Source organism: Wolbachia endosymbiont of Listronotus oregonensis (assembly GCF_031205055.1).
Taxonomy (GTDB): Bacteria; Pseudomonadota; Alphaproteobacteria; order Rickettsiales; family Anaplasmataceae; genus Wolbachia.
This window is the reverse complement of sequence record NZ_CP102118.1, coordinates 519910-540425: the sequence shown is the minus strand read 5'-3', so window position 1 is coordinate 540425 and position 20516 is coordinate 519910. Positions and strand designations below refer to the sequence as shown.

Genomic DNA, 20516 nt, shown 5'->3' with positions numbered 1-20516 from the left:
TTATTTTTTGCCATTCAAACAACCAATTTGAGCATTCCAAAGTTCCTTGTAAAGACCTTGCTTAGAAACTAGTTCAGCATGTTTACCATCTTGGACAATTTTTCCTTTGTTAAATACTAGAATTCGGTCCATGTGTAAAAGTGTAGAAATACGGTGTGCTATAGTAATCGTAGTTTTATTTTGCATCAGTTTAAATAAACTCATTTGAATTGTTTTTTCTGTTATAGAATCTAACTGACTAGTTGGTTCATCAAGAAATAATATTGGAGCGTTTTTTAAAAATGCCCTTGCTATTATTATTCTTTGTCTTTCTCCTCCAGATAGTTTGATGCCTTTTTCTCCGACTGTAGTTCCATATTGATCTGGTAGAGTCATAATGAAATCGTGAATACCAGCCAGCTTTGCAGCTCTCATTATTTCTTCGATAGTAGATTGAAGTCTACCATATATGATGTTTGCTAAAATAGTATCATGAAATAACAATGGGTCTTGAGGTATTACAGATATTTGTTGCCTCAAAGAACTCTGTGTAACTTCTGATACTATTTGATTATCAATCTCTATATTACCTTTTTTAACATCAAATAGCCTTAGGATTAAGTTTATAAAAGTAGATTTACCACCTCCAGAATAACCAACTAGACCTACCTTTTCGCAAGGATTAATGGTAACTGAGAAATCTTGAAATAATGGCTCCTGACCTTCATAAGAAAAAGAAACATTGTTAAACGTTATTCTTCCACTTAATAAATTTAATTCTTTAGCATTTTCCTTATCTTGAATTTCTGGTACGGTATTCAAGATTGGCAATGCATCTGAAACTTTGCCGAAATGAGTAGAAAATTGGGTAAGATTTCTAGTTAGATGGTTAAGAAACTCTATAATCGATATATTAATTCCAAGTACAAGGGCAATATCTCCTATTGCGATCTTGTTCAATTGATAATCATGAATTAAAAAATACAAGTTTACTGCTTGGAGTATATCAAATGAATAGCCATATATAAACCAAAGCCAAAAGTATGCCCATTGTAATTTTCTCTCTGCAATAGTTCTTTTCTTGCATATTTGAAAAAATTTGTGTCTCTCATGTGCTTGCTGAGAAAATAACCTTACTGATATAACATTTAAAATACTATCTGCTATACTAGCTATTACTTTTGAATTTTGTTTAGAGTAATTATCAGCTAGTTCAGTAAGTACACGAAAGCTGAAAATCGAGACTAAAATAAAAATGCTTACCCAAGTGAATGTAGCGATTGCAAACTTTATGTTTACTAATGATAAGGTATAAATAGCTAAGACTAATGCTATACTGTAACCGAAAAAACAATCTATAAGCAATCTTATTAACTCTATCACACTATCCATTAAGCTACTGACCTTATGTACTAAGCTTCCAGATAAATTGTTCTGATAATAGGAATGGTCTTGTTGGAGTAGCCTACAAAAAGATATATCAGCTATTTTTTGACGCATTAAGGTAAACATTCGAATGTCAACAAAATAGCCATAGAATCTAAAAGCAGTAGTGATAAGTAATGCCATGCCAAGATAAGCGCTTACAGGTAATAAAAGATTTTCAATTACATTACCTTCCTGATATTTTACAGCTGTATCTAGAATATTTTTTACTAAATACTTTCTAAAAGACAAATCAACAGCTACCACCAGAGCAACTAAAGACATTATAAGTACATTAAGCTTGAATTTAGATACTATATTCAAGATGAACATCAATACACATTTGAAGCTATCAACTCTACTTCTGTTCATTTACAATGCTAGCTCCACTACTTTGACTTTTTTATTGAGAAATACAAGTAGTGAAAACCATAAATTTTTGTATATTTTTCCTGAGATGTCTCCAGCATCATGTAGTGCTGATGCTTGATTTAGAATAAGCAGCTTATATAAATCTCGCTTAGCCTCAGTAGTGTCGATCTCAGAGATATTTTTAGTTGTGTCTGCAATAAAGGCTAACCAGCTCTTGATAAGTTCTTCCATGTTTTTTGCTTTTATACTTTCCTGGTAGCCAAACAATGACAAGCATTCTCTCAGTATAGATTCTGTTAACTCACCACAATTGAGTATACCAAAAACTGAAGGCTGAGGTTTTGGCACATAGGGAAGGTCTTGATCTTTTATAATCCACCTTGTTACATAAGCAAATCTATCTTTAGCATCTGTATTCTTATCACTACCATGCCATAACCGGGAATCAAAAACTATTGCATCTCCTGCTGAAATAGGTAGTGACTTAATTTTGTAATTTTCTCGGTTATTTGAGTGCTGATCAAAAAAATATGGGTACCAAAAATCAACTAAAGGCTGTATTTCCCATTTATGACTGTTTTCTATAATTTGTAGTGCACCTGAAGTTTCACTGACATTATTCAAAGCTAACCAAACGGAAAAGTGGTAAGGATCATTAAAACTATAGGAGATGTCTTGATGGAAGGGAACTGCATCTATTAAATCAGCAGTTTTACATATAACATTTGATTTTTTCTGCAGTATCTGACACTGAAGTGATTTTTCAAGGTAATTTTTAATAATTTTATCTAATGCTTGAGAGATAATTCTAGTTACTTGAGATGACGTGCCCCATCTGCCGGTACAGTTTAAGTAGTCAGAAGTTGAAACACTTAGTTCTTGGGATAGCTTTGATATCTTATTTGTTATATCACTTAAAGACTGAGTTATTAGCTCTAAAGGAACCAGATTTTTGATAATAAAAAAACCATTTTTTTGTAATGTTTCCATATGATTAACACCTGACATCAATAACTGATAAGTAATCTGTTAAAGGTATAACAGCAAAAATTTTGAATCCTTTTACTTGTTTGAGTATTTTTTCCCAATCCCTTAATGTTCTTAGTTTACCTCCTGTTTCAACCATTACATTAATATCTACAGAGCCTCCAGCTGGAGAGCGGTAATCTAAAATAGTTTCTATCAATAAAATACGAGATATTCCTTTGACCAATTTTAAATAAGATAATACTTTATCATCATCATAATGCTGTAGAAAGCGGCAAAAGACACCTAATTCATAATTTGTAGCTGATAGTTCTTCCTGAGTTATAAGTTTGACTTTTAAATTTTCTACTAACTGTCTTGGCACTTTATGTTCGTTATATAGGCCTATGGAACCTTTATTGTGTATATCAGAATAAGCAAGAAATAAAGAGTGTACACCAAATAGCAATATATTCTTAGCACCATCTATATTAATCCTAGAATTAAACTCTTTAGTATCAAACCTAGAATATCCTAGCAATGCTTGGTAAAACGCTATTTTCTTATCTTCTGATGCTTCTCTTTCCTTAAAAGATTCAAATGAAGAGATTGACTTCTGTTTTAGTATATCGGCAATCTTTAACCAATTCTTTTCAGCGGCAACTCTCGCCCACATTATTGATGCTTTTGGCAAAAATGGTATTTCCTTAAAACACTTACCTTTTAATGATAGTTGCCACAAGTCGTTGTTCTTATCATAATCAATAAACCCTACTTCCCACAACGCCCTTAACAGCCTTTCTAGATTTGGTACGATAATGTTTAACTTTTGAGATAAAACCGGCATAGTTGCAGGTAAAATATTTAACAAATCAAGTTCAATAGCAACGCTTGTTAGGTACGTTTTCCAAAAGGCTGAAAGTTCTGCAGAAATCCTATGCACTTGAGATTCTTTACCTAAATCAAAAATACTAAACTTTACATTTCCGGTAATATCGATTTGTCCTAACACACCTTCAAAAGTTTCAACTTTTGCCATGCCATTATAGAATGCTTCTACCATTTTAAATCTCTGCTGGTAAACAGGATTACCATTAATATCTATATGAAACCAACCATGTTGATCTTCTGCAATAGAATATCCTTTATGAAAAACATTAAGTTTTTTATACCATTTATTATGTACTAACTTTCCATGATGATTAATATGTGTAGCTTTACCATCCTTATAGACTACAGCGATACCATCCTTAAAATCTCCAACATAATCATATTCCTCCTGATAAATCCTGTTGCCATTTAAATTAATATGAAAACATTTATCATGTCTTCTAACTATACAAGCATCTTCCTGATAATTTCCAACCCATTGATACGACTGTTTATATACTCTACATCCAGATGAATCAATATGGTAACACCCTGTATCATCTTCTACGGCTGCTCTATTGAAGTAGAATCCAAAAGTTTTTAGAAATCTATGATGATAAACTGCTTCTCCTCTTACATTGATATGATAAGCACCTGTCTGATCATAAACCGGTGCAAGACCGGGCTCATGAAATTTACCAGCCTTTATAAACCTATTTTCATACAAAGGATTTCCTAGTAATTCGTGAAAACTCTCACACGGTGAAATTTTAATAGATTTAAGATTATCTTTGATTAATTGATCAAAGGTTTTCTCATGTTGCATGTTTTGCATAATTTATAATTTAAATAATTCTTTTGTAAGCTTAGGTACTCACTACTCTGCCATATTTCCTCGAGTTTAACCTCATTAACATTACCAAAATTTCCTAATGTCTTACGGAGTTCATCTGGAGCACAGCAAGGACTAAACTTTCCTTCATTGTTTATCCATGCTTCTTTACCTAAAAATGGGCATTGACCACCTGGAGCCAAATCCTTAATACCTTCTTGAGAAAGGATTGTGAAATTTTCTAATTTTATCTTTTTACCATTTGGCAATAGCATATTATCTCTAAGTTCGTATAACCTTCTCACCTCCGTGTTCCATCTACTAATTGCTAACTCATCTCTTCTCATAGATAGATCCTTAATTTCCTCAAAATGTGCCCAAAGATGATGTCCTTTAACTCTATCTATGCCGTTTTTTATGGCCATCTTAACTATGTCATAGAGTTCATGTAAATTACTTTCCAAAAATGTTAATTGTAAAGTAACGGTACACCTTTCACCTGTATCGCTAAAGTATTTATCTCTAACTTCAAGGAAAGTTTTTAAGTTTTCTGTCACTACTTCCCATTTTGAACCTTTCATGATTCTTTCATGAGTTTCTTTAGTTGCCCCATTCCAGGAAATCTTAACATCAGATAAAATTGGTACCAATAGTTCAGCCCATTTTCTAGCTCCTTTAATGGGAAAAGAACCATTGGTCGTGAGGTTAAGCTTCAGGCCGAACTCATGGCACAAATTGATTATTTCATCAAAGCTTTTGTACATTAAAGGCTCACCCATAGTAGAAGGAATGATTTCCCTTAAAGGTGTACCAGCTGCTTCTTTAATTACTTTTCTGATAGTTTCTATTGATAGTATCTTAGGTTTTATTCCTTTAGCTTTCTTCTCTTCTTTAACTTTACTGTATGGTGAAAAACATTCGCACATTATACAAGAAAAATTGCAGTAATCTGGATTAGTATCAAAAGTAATTCTCCAAGGACCGGGTTTAACAGCTACTGATTTGCCTTTCTTTTCAATAGCATTACGGTAAATCTTGTTAAGTTTTTCAGTATGCTCACTTATAGAAGGTATATTTCCATTTTCAGTATAAGGATAGCCTTTTTGGGTAAGTTTATTGTATAACTCCTGATTTGTAGATAGGACTTGCATTTTTTCTGATAAACTACTTGCATCTCTGTGCTTAAACAATAGTCCATCTCTTACATATTCTGCCATGCCACCATAATCGGCTGTTATAACTGGTATTCTAAGTTGCTGTGCTTCATGTATTACTAACGGTGAATTTTCACCCCAAATTGAAGGAAAGACTATTGCATCAACTTTATTAAATACGTCAGTAACTATATTCTTATTATCATAACTTCCCATCCACTCTATTCTTTCTTTAACAACAGGTGAAAACTGATTGGCAATCGCTTTTAAGGCTTTAGTTTCTTCTCTTGCTGCTCCCCAAATTCTAAGTTTTACTTTAGATGATAAGTGAGAAAAAGCTTTCAATAATAGATCAATACCTTTTTCGGGAGTATGAGTACCAATATAACCGAAAATAAACTCTTTTTCTTGTGCTCTATTTCTATTCTTAAGACGATTGAGATCAAAACCATAATCAAGATAAGAAATTTTGTTTATCGGAACATTAAAATCCTGAGTAAATTTGTCCATCAAGAATTTCGATGGGGAAATAAAGTAATCTATATAGTCTATTATTTTCCTTGTGTGCTTCATTCTAGTTGCAACCCATTGTTCCCAATAATTTATGTCTAAATTCAGGAATTCTTTATCTCCTGTAAAATATCCTTTGTAACATTGGGTTGCACATTTTTGATCCTTTTGTCCATCACAAAGCCGTAACAAATCTTCAGAATTGCGTTGAATAAACCTTCCTCTTGGACACATTAACCAAAAGTCATGTAGCGTAAAAATTGTAGGTATATTTTCTTTAAAAGCAATTTCTGGTAAAGTAATTGATAGATGATTAAGATGACCAAAATGTATAAGATCTGGCTGAAAGTTATCTATTACTCTTTTAAATTGTATATCTACTTCTTCATTGATAAATTTGTAACGATATTTAGCTATGGGTATATTAATTAAATGCAGTAAGATTCGAGAATCACTACGATCTAGGACTGTAGTGTAATAAAAATCAGGTAAAAAGCTATTTTCATACCTAGTAAATACTTGTACCTCATTGTTATTTGCTAGTTCATGAGCAAGAGTTTGGCTATAAACCTCTGAACCAGCACTATAATAAGGAGGGTAACCATGAATAACTTTTAATATTTTCATATATTACCATATCTATATTGTTAGGATATTCTTGTGTATTGTTTTGTAGACTTTTTATAAATTTACTTAATCCTACTTCTAATGAATGTTTTGGAGACCAACCAAGTAGCTCTTTAGCTCTAGTAAAATCACCATAGAACTTAGTTACGTCAAAATTTCTTGGAGGATAAAAATCAATTCTAGAATCACTTTTCGTGACTTTTAATATTGTTTTTGCTAAGTTTTCTAAAGTACATGGGCTATTAGTAGTAAGATGAATAGCAGGAAGAGAAGATTTTTCGCTTTGTAAATATTTAACAGTTAAGCATATACCCTCTATAACATCATCCAAATAGGTAAAATCAAAAACACATTCTTTACCTTCTATTTTAATTGGATCACCTCTTAATGCATTAATACAGAGTGCAGGAATTACTCTACTGTTATGATCTAGTAAACCACCGTATACATTTGAAAAGCGTAATATTGCTACATTAAAATCTTTTGAACTTGTTATTTGTTCCTCAATAAATGCTTTACCTTTGGCATAATTATTTATTGGATCGATACTAGCAGATTCTGTAACTGGCAGTTCCTTCTGCTCTCCATAGACTTCCCTACTACTTGCATATATAAACCATGGTTTATTTGAAAGTGACTTACATAACCCTAAAAACTGCATTGTACCATCAACATTAATTTTTCTACACAGTTCAGGATAAAGTTCACCATGTATAACTCGAGAAATTGCAGCCAGATGAATAATTCCTGTACACTTAGCAAGTAGTGGTACTATATCTTCTGAAAAAAAACTGAGTGGATTGTTGTGAAACCTAATATCACAGCTTATTACTTCATGGCCCTGGTTTTCTAACTTTTTCACCAAGGTTGACCCTATCAAACCTGCAGCACCTGTTATTAATATCCCCATGTATACCCTCTCACTACAACTAGGAAAATTTGTCGTACCAATTATCTTACAAGTAAGAATCAAAAGGTATTATAAAACCAGTATAAAACAAATGTCAACTTAAATTAATGAATAAGAAAATGTAGTTATGAAAGAAAAGTTGGCCGCCTTTTTTTTGAAAATAGTGTTCGGCTTTAATCAAATCCTCTTTATTATTTACTCCCATTGCTTCTCTTTCATCAGAAACTACATAACCTACACTCAAGTTATTGTTTGCTGCAATGGGTACTATATCATTAAGACAATATTCATTGGTCGAATTATTAAATTTTATTTCTTTTACTAAGGTAAAAAGATCTTTAGCATATGAAACTATTATTCCAGAGTTTGCAAGAAGCATTTTATCTCCATTTTTTAGGATTTTTTGAACATTTCCGTAATTATCAATTACTAATCTTCCATATTGTTCATCTTGACTATTGAATCCAAGAAGAACTAAATTATTATACTTTAAACAATCAGTCATTTTCATAACTGTATCACTAGATATAAAGGGAGTGTCTCCATACTGTATTAAAACTATGTCTTGATCAGATAACTCCTCCAGATTTTCTAGAGCAATTTTAACTGCAGTGCCAGTACCTGTAATATCTTCTTGAATTATTAGTTTTATATTGTATTGATCGATTATACTTTTTAGGGTATCAAACTTTTCTAAATCTTTTAGAAGGGAGTTGTTAACAACAATTGATAAGCTTTTTAGACTCAGCAATTTTGCATTAGAGATTATATGTTCTAAAAGAGTAAGATTTCCCACTTGGTGCAACGCTTTTGAATATTCAGAATTCATTCTACTGCTCTTTCCTGCTGCTAATATTATCAAAATGTTACTCATACATGACTTAGGGATTGATTAGATAGTAAGTTAATTTATAATTAATAAGATGTAAAGCCCACTATAATTTTCTAAATGATCTAGATCTTGGCACCCTCATTAGAGTTTCATTTAAGAGAGCTATAACTTCAAACTCTTTACTCTATTTTCTACGCTGACATCTTGTAAACTCTGATCTGGACTTTTTAATATTTCTAATAATCTACTTGCAAGGTTTAAGTGTTTATTGATTACTGCAACCTGGACTAATGACTTGCCTTGATCATCACGAGCATTTGTTACAGCTACGCGCTCATCGGGTTTTATTGCTTTCAGCTTACTGATAATTTCAACATTACCATTTTTTGCATTCTCAAACAGCTCTTCTACTAATTTCAATAGGTTAGTAATATTTTGGTCTCGAGAAAGATCAAGTGGTGCTTTACCTTCTTTATTCTTGATGTTATAAATTGCACCATGTTTTAATAAAGATTTTACAACTTCCAAGGAGCCACCTTTAGCTGCAACATGAAGTGATGTAGTACCACTAGAAGTAGTTTTAGCATTAACAAAGTCATTTAATTTATCACGACTGATATGTTGTAACAGAACCTCAACAATTTCTTTGTAACATTTGGAAGTAGCAGTGTGTAATGGTGTATTACCTTTATTAGTAACTTGACTAACATTAGCTCCATTTGTTAGTAAGATGTTTACAATATCTATGTGTCCATTGCTAACAGCGTAATGCAACGGTGTTCTTCCATCAATATCTTTATCGTTGGCATCAGCTCCATCTTTTAACAGACGCTGAACAGTTCGTATATCACCTTTACTAGCAGCAATGTTGATATCTTTCTGCAGATGCTGGAGAACCTCTGATGCTTCGCTACCCTCAAGCTTAAATCTAAAATTAATCATCTCTATCTTTTTTAAAATATCTAAAACACTCGGATGACTTGGTCCAAAAACAGCTTTTCTTTGATCAAAACTTTCTCTGTAGACTTTAAGTGCGCTGATCCATTTCCCTTGAGCAAAAAGTACATTTGCTATGTTGTATTGAGTATTCAAGGTTTCTGGGTGATTTTGTTGTAAAGCTTTTTTCTGGATATTTAAAACCTCTTGAAAAGCTTTCAAGGCTTCATGATATTTATTTTGATTGAAGAGTACCCCAGCAATGTTATGTAACGTTCTCAAGGTATCAGCATGATTAATACCTAAAATTATTTTCTTCTTTTCAAAAACCTCTTTATAGATTTTTAAGGACTCTTCGTATTTACCTTGGTTAGCTAGTACCATTGCTATATTATTTTTGGCACTCACAGTGGCTAGATCATGTGTACCTAGTGTTTCTTTCCTCTTTTCAAAAACTGCCCTATTGATATTTAACGCTTCTTCATATTTTCCCTGTTTATCTAATACTAATGCCATGTGAAACTGAGTATTTAAGGTATCTGAATGATTTGACCCTAGTATTTCCTTTTGTCTCTGATAGACTTCTTGATAAATATTAAAAGCTTCTTCATCTTTCCCCTGTCTATGCAGCACTAAAGCGATTGTACTTCTTGTACTTAAAGTATCCTTATCGTTTAAATCCAGCATTTCTTTTTGTTTCTGAAAAATCTCTTTAAGCATATTTAAAGCTTCTTGGTAAATTCCTTGCTTATATAGCACTTTGGCTATATATGTCTGAATATCTAAAGTACCAGGATTGTCTGGTCCTAGTATTTCTTTTCTTCTTTCAAATGCGCTTCTGAAAATACTTAAGGCTTTTTGGTAATTGCCTTGATTCAAGAGCACTAAAGCTGTATCAATCTGAGCGGATACGTCACTTTGCGATATCTGCTTCAACTGCTCGACTTTTGAAAAGTTACTATGTACTGCAGCAACTACTAACGTTTTGTTCTCTCTATTACGAGCACTCATCACTGCTTTTACTGTATCAATATCCTTTATCTTATTTAGGTCATTAATAACTTGAGCATTACCATCTTTAACCTTTTTAAATGATTCACTGACTAGTTTAAATAAGCTAGTTATACTTTTATCCACAGTAAAATCTGATGGTGTTTTCCCACTGTCAGAGACAGCATTGTATACTGCACCATTAGATAATAGGGCCTTTACAACTTTTAAGTGAGAGAACTTAGCAGCATAATGCAGAGGAGTAAACCCCTTGTTACCAACCACATTAGGATTAGCTTTATTTTGTAATAGAATATTGACAACTCCATCATAGCCCTTCCATGCAGCATAATATAATGGTGTTACACTATCAGCATTTTTGGCATTAACAAACGCTCCTGCTTTAATGTAATTCTCAACCTCTGAAGAGCTATTACGTTTTACAGCCTCAAATAATTTCTCAGTTGATGCTAATAGATTGATAACGTCTTTATCGTTAGTCATTTCTAATGGTCTTCTACAAAGCTTGTCAACAGCGTTATAAACTGCACCATTTTTTAATAAAACTTCAATAACGTCTTTATAACCAAAATTAGCAGCAATATGCATAGGGGTTAAGCCATTAGTATCTTTAGCATTAACGTCAGCACCTTGTGCTATCAAATACTTTACAACTTCTAACCGACCTTTCATTGCAGCATAGTGTAGTAATGTCTGGTTAGCTGTACCAAGCTCATTAATACTCAACCCCTTGCTAAGGAAAAACTCTACGGTATCTTTATAACCTTCTCTAGCTGCAATGTGTATAGGCTTTGATCCAGAGGCATTTTTAGCATTAATATTAGACCCTTCATCTACTAGACATTTTACCATTTCCAAGTTACTTTCCTGTGAAGCAATGTGCAGTATAGTCCAATCATCATTGCCTTTAGCATTCATATCTACTTTTTTATACTGCAGTAACATTTTAACCACTTGCAAATGACCATGTGCAACTGCTAATTCTAAAGGTGTTCTGCTCTTATTGTCCTTAACATTAACTTTTGCTCCATTACTTAATAGGACTTCAATAACATTAACATGGCCGTGTCCTGCAGCTATATGTAGTGGAGCACCTTCAACATTTACAAAGTTAACGTTAGCCTTGTTTGCTATCAAAATTTCAGCAACTTCTTCATGGCCTTCTTGTGCCGCAAGATATAATGGTGTTGTACTATTAATAGTCATAGCATCAACATTGGCTCCCCTTGCTATCAGAGCATTTACTATTTCCTTGTGGCCTCTTTTAGCAGCCAAATGTAATAGTGTAGCATCTTCAGGACCTTTCATATTAGTACGGGCCTTGTTTTTTAGCAAAATCTCTACAATATCCCTATAACCAGCGAGCACTGCTAATGATAAAGGTTCACCACCTTCTGCATTAACACTAGCTCCATTTTCTACAAGAACTTCAACGATTTCCTTATGATTATGCTTAATAGCAGAAAGCAATGGTGTTAGGTTGTTACTCTTAACATTAACATTGGCTCTATTTGCTACCAAAATTCCAACGATTTCTTTATAACCTTCCTCCACAGCTACATGTAATGGTGTACTACCTGCAATACCTTCCATATTAACTTTGGCTTCATTTTTTATTAAAAGGTTCACAATATCTTTGTGACCCCCTACAATAGCTGCATGTAAAGGTGTAAGACCATAATTAGCACTAGTATTGACTTCAGCTTTACTTTTGATTAGAAAAGCAATAGCGTCTTTATGTCCACTTAGAGCAGCTACATGCAATGGCGTCATGCCATCATTAGTTCTAGCATCAACTTCAGCTTTATTTTTTATTAGAAGATCAATAATATCTTTGCTACCATTCATCGCAGCTGCATGTAATGGTGTACTACCCTTAATGTCTTGAGCTCTAACTTCAGCTTTATTTCTTATTAGGAGTTCAATAATATCTTTGTGACCTTTCAGAGCAGCTACATGTAATGGTGTTAGATTATTATTGGCTTTATCATTGATTTCTACTCCATTTTTTATTAAAAGCTCAGCAACTGCCTTATGACCACTCTCTGCTGCATAGTGTAATGGCGTAGCATTATTTTTATCTTTAGCGCGAATGTTAACCCCATGCTCGAGAAGAGCAACAACTATCTTCAAGTGGCCACTCTGCACTGCAAAATGTAGTGGGGTTATACCTTCCACAGTGGCAATACTAGCATTTGCCTTATTTGTCAGTAAAGCCTTAACAATTTTCTCATGTCCATCTTTTGCTGCGTAGTGCAAAGGTGTGTTATTATAGGTTTTGTCAACAACATTAACATTAGCTCCATGCTTCAATAAAATATTAGCTATCTTTTCATGACCGTTTTCTATTGCATAGTGTAATGGTGTACAACCATCTATAACTCTGGAGTTAACATCGGCTCCTTTGAGAATTAAAGCATTCACTACTTCTAGGTGGCCATTTAGTGCTGCTGTATGTAATGGTATTCCCTCCTTATCGTTTCTTGCATTAACATTTGCCTCATTTTTCAGTAAAAAATTAACTAGCCCTAGATAACCACTTTCTGCAGCTATATGTAGTGAAGTAAAGCCACCCATAGTTTCGTTGATGTCAACATTCGCTTCTTTTTCCAGCATAATCTTAGCAACATCAATATGATTGTTTTTTATTGCATAGTGTAAAGGTGAAAAACCAGCTATATCTTTGGTATTAGTATTAGCATTATTTTTTAGTAGAATTTCAACAGCATCTTTGTGACCATTTTTAGCTGCAATATGTAGTGATGTTTTGCCACTATTATCTAGATCATCAACATATACACCTGTTTTTCCTATAAAAAATTCCACAATATTTTTCCTTCCATATGCAGCAGCAATATGTAGTGGGCTTTGACCATTAATATCTTTAACATTAACGTCTAAATTTTGATTAAGAACAAATTTTATAATTTCAAGACTAGGTCCCTTAGCAGCAAAATGTAATGTAGTCCATGAGTTAATACTTCTAGCATTGATGTCTGCTCCTTTTTTGAGATAACTCTTTAAGTCTTCAAGATTTCCTTCTTCCAACGCAGCAAACATTTTTTCCTGATTAGTAATAGTGATAAGGTTTTGATCGTATTTATCTTTCAGCTTGGAAGGATCATCTCTTACCGACTTGCCAATTTTCTTCTTACTTTTTATTACATTTTCTGAAATAAGTTTTTTAGCGTTCAAGATAACTGCTATTGAGGGATCAGATAACAATACATCAACTAAGGTATTATCGTGTGCTAAATGATTACGCAAACATTTTCCAGTTAATAAAGGAGTGTTATCATCTAAAAAAAGTAGATTGTTTTCTAGATGCTTCTCTGATCTACCTAAAATTGACATTATATCCAGAACAAGCATTTCTACTACTGCTTGCAACTTTTTATTCCTCTTGTAGGAAGGAAGCTTTTCAGTTAACTTGCCACTTAATGCGTTATTCCTCAAAATACTTTTCAGTTCAGATAACTTCAGTTCAAGCTGGTTATTGTATTTTTCTTCTGTTATGTTGTAAGCCTTCCTTTGTTTATGTATAGGAATAAACGAACCTTTCTCATTCAACTTGTTTCTTAATTCCTCAATCCATTTAAGGTCACCTGTTCCAAGTTCAGCAATGTAAAAAATCTCACAAGTTAATCTATTTACTTTATCAAGGTTGTCATCCTGTATTCTTGACCTAACACTATGAGAAATTTTCATTGATAGTTCGGCTATTTCTTTAAGATTGTGAGACTCTATTTGGGAAGGAATATTCTCTAGTGTTTTATTAGCAAAGAATTTTATTCCTCTAATAACATTATGGTCAATCTTATTGTCATTCAAACCAACATCTAAGCTCTTTAATGATATAAACGCCGTAACATAATCAGTTCTGATATTTTTTGATTTAGTTTTTGCAAAATTGATTATGTTATCAATTTTATTAAACAGCTCCTTTTCATAATTCGTCTTTTCAGTTATATTATTGCTTAATTCTTTTATGAGTTTTTCAAGCTTATCATGTTCCATCACTTTAAAACTCTCTGTAATCATTTCATCTAATTCAACGTTACTAAATATTCCAGCAACTTCTTTTATCTCGTCTAAGTTTTCACTACTGGTAATTTTCTTTAGCAACATTATGACTATTTTAATCTTGTTATTGTAAAGAATATCAGTAATTACATTATCGATTCTTTTAGTATCATTTTGAACACCAATAAAAAAGTTAACATCTGTATTTTCCTCAATCTCTGTTCTTTTAGAGAGCGAGTAAGCATGTGATAGTGAATTACGTAAATCTATAATGACTTCTCTTGTGTTCTTTGGTAATGATAGTAGAAGAAGCTCGCTTGTAGTGCTAGATAACTTGGGAGATTCTAGAGTGTTTTTTAAATATTCACCAATAACCTGTAAAACCCTTGTAATAATTAACTGTCCTTCCCTTTCTTTAGGATTAGCTGATAATGCCAACTTTATATAATCACTTATTTTCTCTAAAGAATGAATATCCCTAATTTGTTGATAATCGCTATACAACTCTCCAAATTGAGGATAATTGCTAACGATCTCTGCAACAACCCTCTCACGTTTTAACTTCGGGAGATCAGCAAATTTACCAATGTCCACACCTTCTATAATATCTTTTTCTTCTTTAAGTTTCTTTGCAAAATTTTCCAAGTGGTCTAGTATTTTACTTTTATTCAATGTGGCATTATAGAATAGATTCATTTCCTGTCGTTTTATGTGAGAAGAAACAAAACTGATCAAACAAAATTCCATTTCTTCCCAAGGTAGTCTATCGTAGGTTGATTTCAACTGCCGCTTTAATATATGAATATTTTGTGCAATAAATTTTGCTATGAATAAAAACTTTTCATCTACTTTTTCTGTGTTTGAATACTCTGCCTTTAACAGGCTAATATTTTGAAGTACTAACTCAATCCGCTCTCTTATGTTATTAAGATAACTCTTCACATTCTGATCTTGTCCAGAAGCACTAGAGAAAAAACGGAGGTTTATCAACTTATTTTCAACAAAAATTTCTATCTCTTCTGACAAGAATACGTTCTTTAGTTTTAATTCCTCATAAGCTCGTGAAAGAATTTCATCTAATTCCCTGAAATGAACAGCAAAATAATTACCTAGCCATTTATTAATGAGTGTATCAAGAAGTTCAACATTACCTGAACGTATAGCATAATAAAACGCATTATGGCATGTTTCATCCTCATCATCTGGTAATATAGTAGTTTCTCTGATGCCAACAGATAAATTACTGAGAATTTTACTATTATTGCCAAGTAGGTATTCTAAAATCTTTACCTTATTGTGTTTACAAGCTAAGATAACTAAGTTAGTACTCTTAACAGGATTGTTAGCATTATCATAATAGTCTCTCAAAGTTACTTGATCTTCTGCATCACTTATGTAATCAATAAAATTGCTTAATTTTTTTAAGCTGTCGACATTACCATCTGATATTGCCTCTTCGAGTTCAGTTAAAACCAGGAGATAAAGTTCTTCAGCTTTTGCTTTTCTGCGGTAGAGCTTTTTATATTCTCTAATAAACTCCTCTTTTGATGTGTAAGAACGTGATAAAAACTGTTTATCTTCTTGATAAAAACTGGTTTGTTGTTTAGGTACATGCATAAACCCTCTCTGAGATATATTTACACCAGTATTAGAATAGCAAAGTTTACTTAATATGGCAAAAATTAAAATAGCATCTTTTGTTAATAAAATATTTTTGAGAGAATATCTACTAATCCTGCAATTTCAGGACGAAAAGCCTTCACAACATTTGATTTTGGGTGTGGGAAATGTGTTGGTTGTTTAAATTTTTAGTAACACCTACTAATAATAACCCGTTTGAAAACAACAAAGAGAAATGATGATCAACTTACATAAAAAAGCACTAAGTTTAGTGTTTTGGCATTATAGCAATCTCTTATGTATCACCTCTCTGGAACCATACGACTAATTGTTGTTCATAAAAAACTCTAGTACTGACAAAAAATGTATTTATTCTAATCTTGCACGTTTGGTATCATTACTTATAGAAGTTTCATAAAGTCTTGTACCAGGCTCTACGAGATTATTTAAGGAACTTAAAGATTGAAAAGTACGTTTATTGGAATCATCAAACGCTACTATAAAGTTTAACAAGTTATCATTAGATAGATATTCAGTTATATTATATGTAGAATCATGATCCAGAATAATTTTCTTTTCTTTGGCATCTTGATCTGCCACATCTAATTTAGTATAAAATTGTATCTTACTTAACTTATTTAACAAATCTGCTCTTTCTAAAAAAGGTTTTACCTTATCTAATATGATATCATTATATATAGGATAGCGTATGGAATAATCAATTTTTGCTAGTCTTACAGATAATTGATTATTATATAGTACATGTATGTTGAAGTTATTTGTAACAAATTCATATAGTGGAAGGCTATCTTTTATTTCATCTGTTTTCATTTGAAGAATTTCACAAACACAGTCATCTAGATAACTTGATAATTTACTGTAATTACTGCATCCTTTATAAGGAGATAAATCAATAATTTTTCCGTAATCCTTATTGAAGTTCCTTACTAAAGTAAATTTAATCAACAATTTAGCGCATGCTAGATCACTTACAGCGTTATCTAAAGATGTGGAACAATTATCATAAAGCCGTCGTTCACGATTTCTTATATTAATATCAGCTCCATATTCTAATAGTTCTTTAACTACTTCCAGATTTTTACCACTTTTTTTTACAGCATGGTTCAGTGCAGTATTGCCTTTACGGTTTGTTGCATTTACATCAGCACCATGTTTCAGAAGTTCTCTAACTAATTCTAATTCCTTCCCCAGTGTTATAGCAGAATGTAGTGGAGTTTCACTATACATGTTTCTTGAATTGACTTCGGCACCACCTAACAAAAGCTCTTTAGTAATTTCTACACTACTAGTAGTATGAAGTAACGTATCTCTATTCCTTTCTACTCTAAGGTTAGCATTAGCACCTGCAGACAAAAGAGCTTTAACTTTTTCTAAGTTTCGTTCATAGACTGCTTTTTCTAATTCTTTGTTAATATTATTATTTAGCATATTTTTAAAATCCTCCTAAATTTCACTATTTTGTAACAAAATTTTTGTATATTTTCTAGATCTTGGCACCCTCATTAGAGTTTCATTTAAGAGAGCTATAACTTTAAACTCTTTACTCGATTTTCTACGCTGACATCTTGTAAACTCTGATCTGGACTTTTTAATATTTCTAATAATCTACTTGCAAGGTTTGAGTGTTTATTGATTACTGCAACCTGGACTAATGACTTGCCTTGATCATCACGAGCATTTGTTACAGCTACGCGCTCATCGGGTTTTATTGCTCTCAGCTTACTGATAATTTCAACATTACCATTTTTTGCATTTTCAAATAGCTCTTCTACTAATTTCAATAGGTTAGTAATATTCTGGTCTCGAGAAAGATCAAGTGGTGTTTTACCTTCTTTATTCTTGATGTTATAAATTGCACCATGTTTCAACAAAGATTTTACAGCTTCGAAAAAGCTATTTTCAGTAGCAACATGCAACGATGTAGTGCCTTTAACTATTGTTTTAGCATTAATAAAATCACTCAATTTATTGTGGCTTACACGTTGTAACAAAGCTTCAATAATTTCTTTATGACCTTTGGAAGCAGCAGTGTGTAATGGTGTATTACCCTTGTTAGTAACTTGAGTAGCATCAGCTCCATTTGCTAGCAAGATATTTACAACTTTTATGTGCCCATTATTAACAGCATAATGTAATGGCGTTCTTCCATCCACGTTCTTCGAATCAATGATTGCTCCATCTCTAATGGAACTCTCAATTCCTAAATAATTATTATCTTCTATAGCCTTAAATAACTTCTCAACCAATTTTAGTAATTTTATTACTTCTGGGTTTCCTCTTCTTTCCGCAAAGTGTAATGGTAAAACATATCTACCTCCTTCAGCTCTAGCATTAAAGTATGCTCCGCTCATAAGTAGAGACCTAACTATATCTAAATTACCAATTTGTGCCCCTAAGTGTAAAGGCGTAGCATTTTTATCCATTTTTGCATTAACATCCGCTCCATTTATAATAAGAGTTTTAACTACCTTAGGATGACCATATTGAGCTGCAAGATGTAGGGCTGTGCCTTTATTTTGATTTTCTTTTACATTTACATCAGCACCATGTTTCAATAGAACGGTTGCTATCTGATCATAACCTTTTTCTGCTGCAAAATGTAAAGGAGTCCAATTTGTGTGATCTAAAGCATTAATATCTGCTTCCTTTTCTAAGAGCAATTCAACCACCTCTAAATGATCATGGTCTACTGCAAAGTGTAGAGGTGTAGTACTTTTAACTGTTTTAGCATTAATGTCTGCTCCTTTATCAAGCAAAGATTTAGCAACTTCTAAATTACCATCATATGCTGCACAATGTAGAGGAGTCCAACTTCTGTTATCTAGAGCATTAATATCTGCTCCATTTTCAATCAAGAAATTCATTATTTCCAAGCGATTATGTTCTGCTGCCAAATGTAGAGCTCTTCTACCATCATCCATCTTTGCATTTATATTTGCTCCTTTTGCAATTAAGCTCTCTACTATTTTTAAAGAAAAACCATTATATGCTGCATTATGTAAAGGAGTCCAATTCTGATCATCCACGGTGTTAATGTTTGCTCCATTTTTAATTAAAAAATCACTCACCTCGAAATGACTTTGCTGAATTGCTAGATGCAAAGGTGTAAAACCTTCGTTTTTTTTAGCATTAACATTGGCTTTTTTCTCTATTAGTAGCTTCACTACTTCTAAGTGACCATTCTGAGATCCTATATGTAAAGCTGTGGAATTATCGTGGTCCTTAGCATTAACATCAATTCCCCTTACGAGAAGAAGAGACTTAACTACTCCAAAGTGATTACGTTCTGCTGCTAAATGTAGAGGTGTAAGATTCTCATAATCCTTAGCATTAACATTAGATTTTGCTTTTAGTAAAATGTCTACTAACTCTAAAAAGCCATTTTGAGACGCTAAATGTAGAGGTGTAATCTTATCATCTGTTTTTGCATTAACGTTTGCTCCCGCTTCAAGCAGAACTTTAACTATATCTAACCTACCAGTTTGTGTTCCCAGATGTAAGGGTGTAATGTTTGCATCAACTTTATGATTACCTATGCCTGAAGATCCAGCGTTAATATTAGACCCTTGTGAAATAAGAGCTTTAACTACTTCGAGGTTACCATTTTGTACTGCAGAATGCAAAGGTCTTGCTCGATCATTATTTACAGCATTAACATCTAATCCCTTTTCAATAAAAACATTTACTATATCTAGATGACCATTCTCTGCTGCTAGGTGTAAAGGTGTATTAAGTTTATCTGTTTTAGTACTAAGATCTGCTCCATTTGCAATCAAGGTGTTGACTATATCTAAATATCCTTGCTGGGATGCAAAACTTAAAGGTGTAAAGCCTAGAATGGTCTTATGGTTTACATCTGCTCCATGAGCAATAAGAAAGTTAACCATCTCTAAGCGATTTTTTGCAATTGAAAAATACAGTGGCGTAAAGCCATCGTACTTAATCTCTGAATTAATATCTAAACCTTCTCCTAATAAAGTGTTGACTAAATCCAACTGACCATTTCCTGCTGCTAAATGTAGTGGTGTAAGACTAAGATGTTTCTGAATTTCATAATTTTCATTTAAAAACTCTACAAAAAATTGCAGCTGATCCAGATTATTAGATATTCTATTAGTAAACATAAAGGCCTCGCATGAAGAATTTATGTAAAATATAGTATCTACAAGTTTTTAAGCAAGATAAATCTTCTTCTTAAAAAAGATACTGTAATCCAATCTGTATGCTTATAACTTTTTCATTTGATCATGAGTAGATCAGTTGTCTCAGCTGCAATAGAGACACCTGCCTTAAGTAGCTACGTCAATTTTCTCTGTTTTTGCCCCTTTTTTTTCTGATGAAGATGTCTTCATTCTTCTCAGTAGCCAATATTCTTTTTAAAGAATAATCGTTACGTGCACCAAGGAACTTAGAAAGAACAATAGGAAA

Annotated in this window: 9 protein-coding genes; all 9 read right to left on the bottom strand. The window is 32.7% G+C overall.

The annotated features are described in order from the left end of the window. Positions 1-1776: an ABC transporter ATP-binding protein gene (locus tag NMD99_RS02745; RefSeq protein WP_264687712.1), complete on the bottom strand. Its 1776-nt coding sequence runs from the start codon at positions 1774-1776 to the stop codon at positions 1-3. After that, positions 1777-2766, bottom strand: a complete 990-nt coding sequence (locus NMD99_RS02740) for a phytanoyl-CoA dioxygenase family protein (protein ID WP_264687711.1) — start codon at positions 2764-2766, stop codon at positions 1777-1779. 4 nt (positions 2767-2770) lie between these two features. Then, positions 2771-4447 (bottom strand): WG repeat-containing protein, encoded by a 1677-nt coding sequence (locus tag NMD99_RS02735; protein ID WP_309166704.1) that lies wholly within the window; start codon positions 4445-4447, stop codon positions 2771-2773. Then, positions 4408-6735, bottom strand: a complete 2328-nt coding sequence (locus NMD99_RS02730; RefSeq protein WP_309166702.1) for a glycosyltransferase — start codon at positions 6733-6735, stop codon at positions 4408-4410. The genes NMD99_RS02735 and NMD99_RS02730 overlap by 40 nt, the downstream gene beginning before the upstream one ends. Next, positions 6692-7645 (bottom strand): NAD-dependent epimerase/dehydratase family protein, encoded by a 954-nt coding sequence (locus tag NMD99_RS02725; RefSeq protein WP_182183380.1) that lies wholly within the window; start codon positions 7643-7645, stop codon positions 6692-6694. The genes NMD99_RS02730 and NMD99_RS02725 overlap by 44 nt, the downstream gene beginning before the upstream one ends. 94 nt (positions 7646-7739) lie before the next feature. Further along, complete coding sequence (locus tag NMD99_RS02720; protein WP_309166699.1) at positions 7740-8519, bottom strand: NTP transferase domain-containing protein; 780 nt, start codon at positions 8517-8519, stop codon at positions 7740-7742. A 120-nt stretch (positions 8520-8639) separates the two neighbouring features. Next, complete coding sequence (locus tag NMD99_RS02715; protein WP_309166697.1) at positions 8640-16064, bottom strand: ankyrin repeat domain-containing protein; 7425 nt, start codon at positions 16062-16064, stop codon at positions 8640-8642. A gap of 372 nt (positions 16065-16436) precedes the next feature. Beyond that, positions 16437-17516, bottom strand: a complete 1080-nt coding sequence (locus tag NMD99_RS02710) for an ankyrin repeat domain-containing protein (protein ID WP_174516910.1) — start codon at positions 17514-17516, stop codon at positions 16437-16439. A 95-nt stretch (positions 17517-17611) separates the two neighbouring features. Then, entirely contained in the window at positions 17612-20212 is a 2601-nt protein-coding gene (locus NMD99_RS02705) for an ankyrin repeat domain-containing protein (protein ID WP_265016747.1), read from the bottom strand. Positions 20213-20516 lie beyond the last annotated feature (304 nt).

Bases quoted from the DNA above. Each gene is read 5' to 3' on its own strand.
- NMD99_RS02745 (WP_264687712.1), bottom strand. From the start codon at position 1,776: ATGAACAGAAGTAGAGTTGATAGCTTCAAATGTGTATTGATGTTCATC.
- NMD99_RS02740 (WP_264687711.1), bottom strand. From the start codon at position 2,766: ATGGAAACATTACAAAAAAATGGTTTTTTTATTATCAAAAATCTGGTT.
- NMD99_RS02735 (WP_309166704.1), bottom strand. From the start codon at position 4,447: ATGCAAAACATGCAACATGAGAAAACCTTTGATCAATTAATCAAAGAT.
- NMD99_RS02730 (WP_309166702.1), bottom strand. From the start codon at position 6,735: ATGAAAATATTAAAAGTTATTCATGGTTACCCTCCTTATTATAGTGCT.
- NMD99_RS02725 (WP_182183380.1), bottom strand. From the start codon at position 7,645: ATGGGGATATTAATAACAGGTGCTGCAGGTTTGATAGGGTCAACCTTG.
- NMD99_RS02720 (WP_309166699.1), bottom strand. From the start codon at position 8,519: ATGAGTAACATTTTGATAATATTAGCAGCAGGAAAGAGCAGTAGAATG.
- NMD99_RS02715 (WP_309166697.1), bottom strand. From the start codon at position 16,064: ATGCATGTACCTAAACAACAAACCAGTTTTTATCAAGAAGATAAACAG.
- NMD99_RS02710 (WP_174516910.1), bottom strand. From the start codon at position 17,516: ATGCTAAATAATAATATTAACAAAGAATTAGAAAAAGCAGTCTATGAA.
- NMD99_RS02705 (WP_265016747.1), bottom strand. From the start codon at position 20,212: ATGTTTACTAATAGAATATCTAATAATCTGGATCAGCTGCAATTTTTT.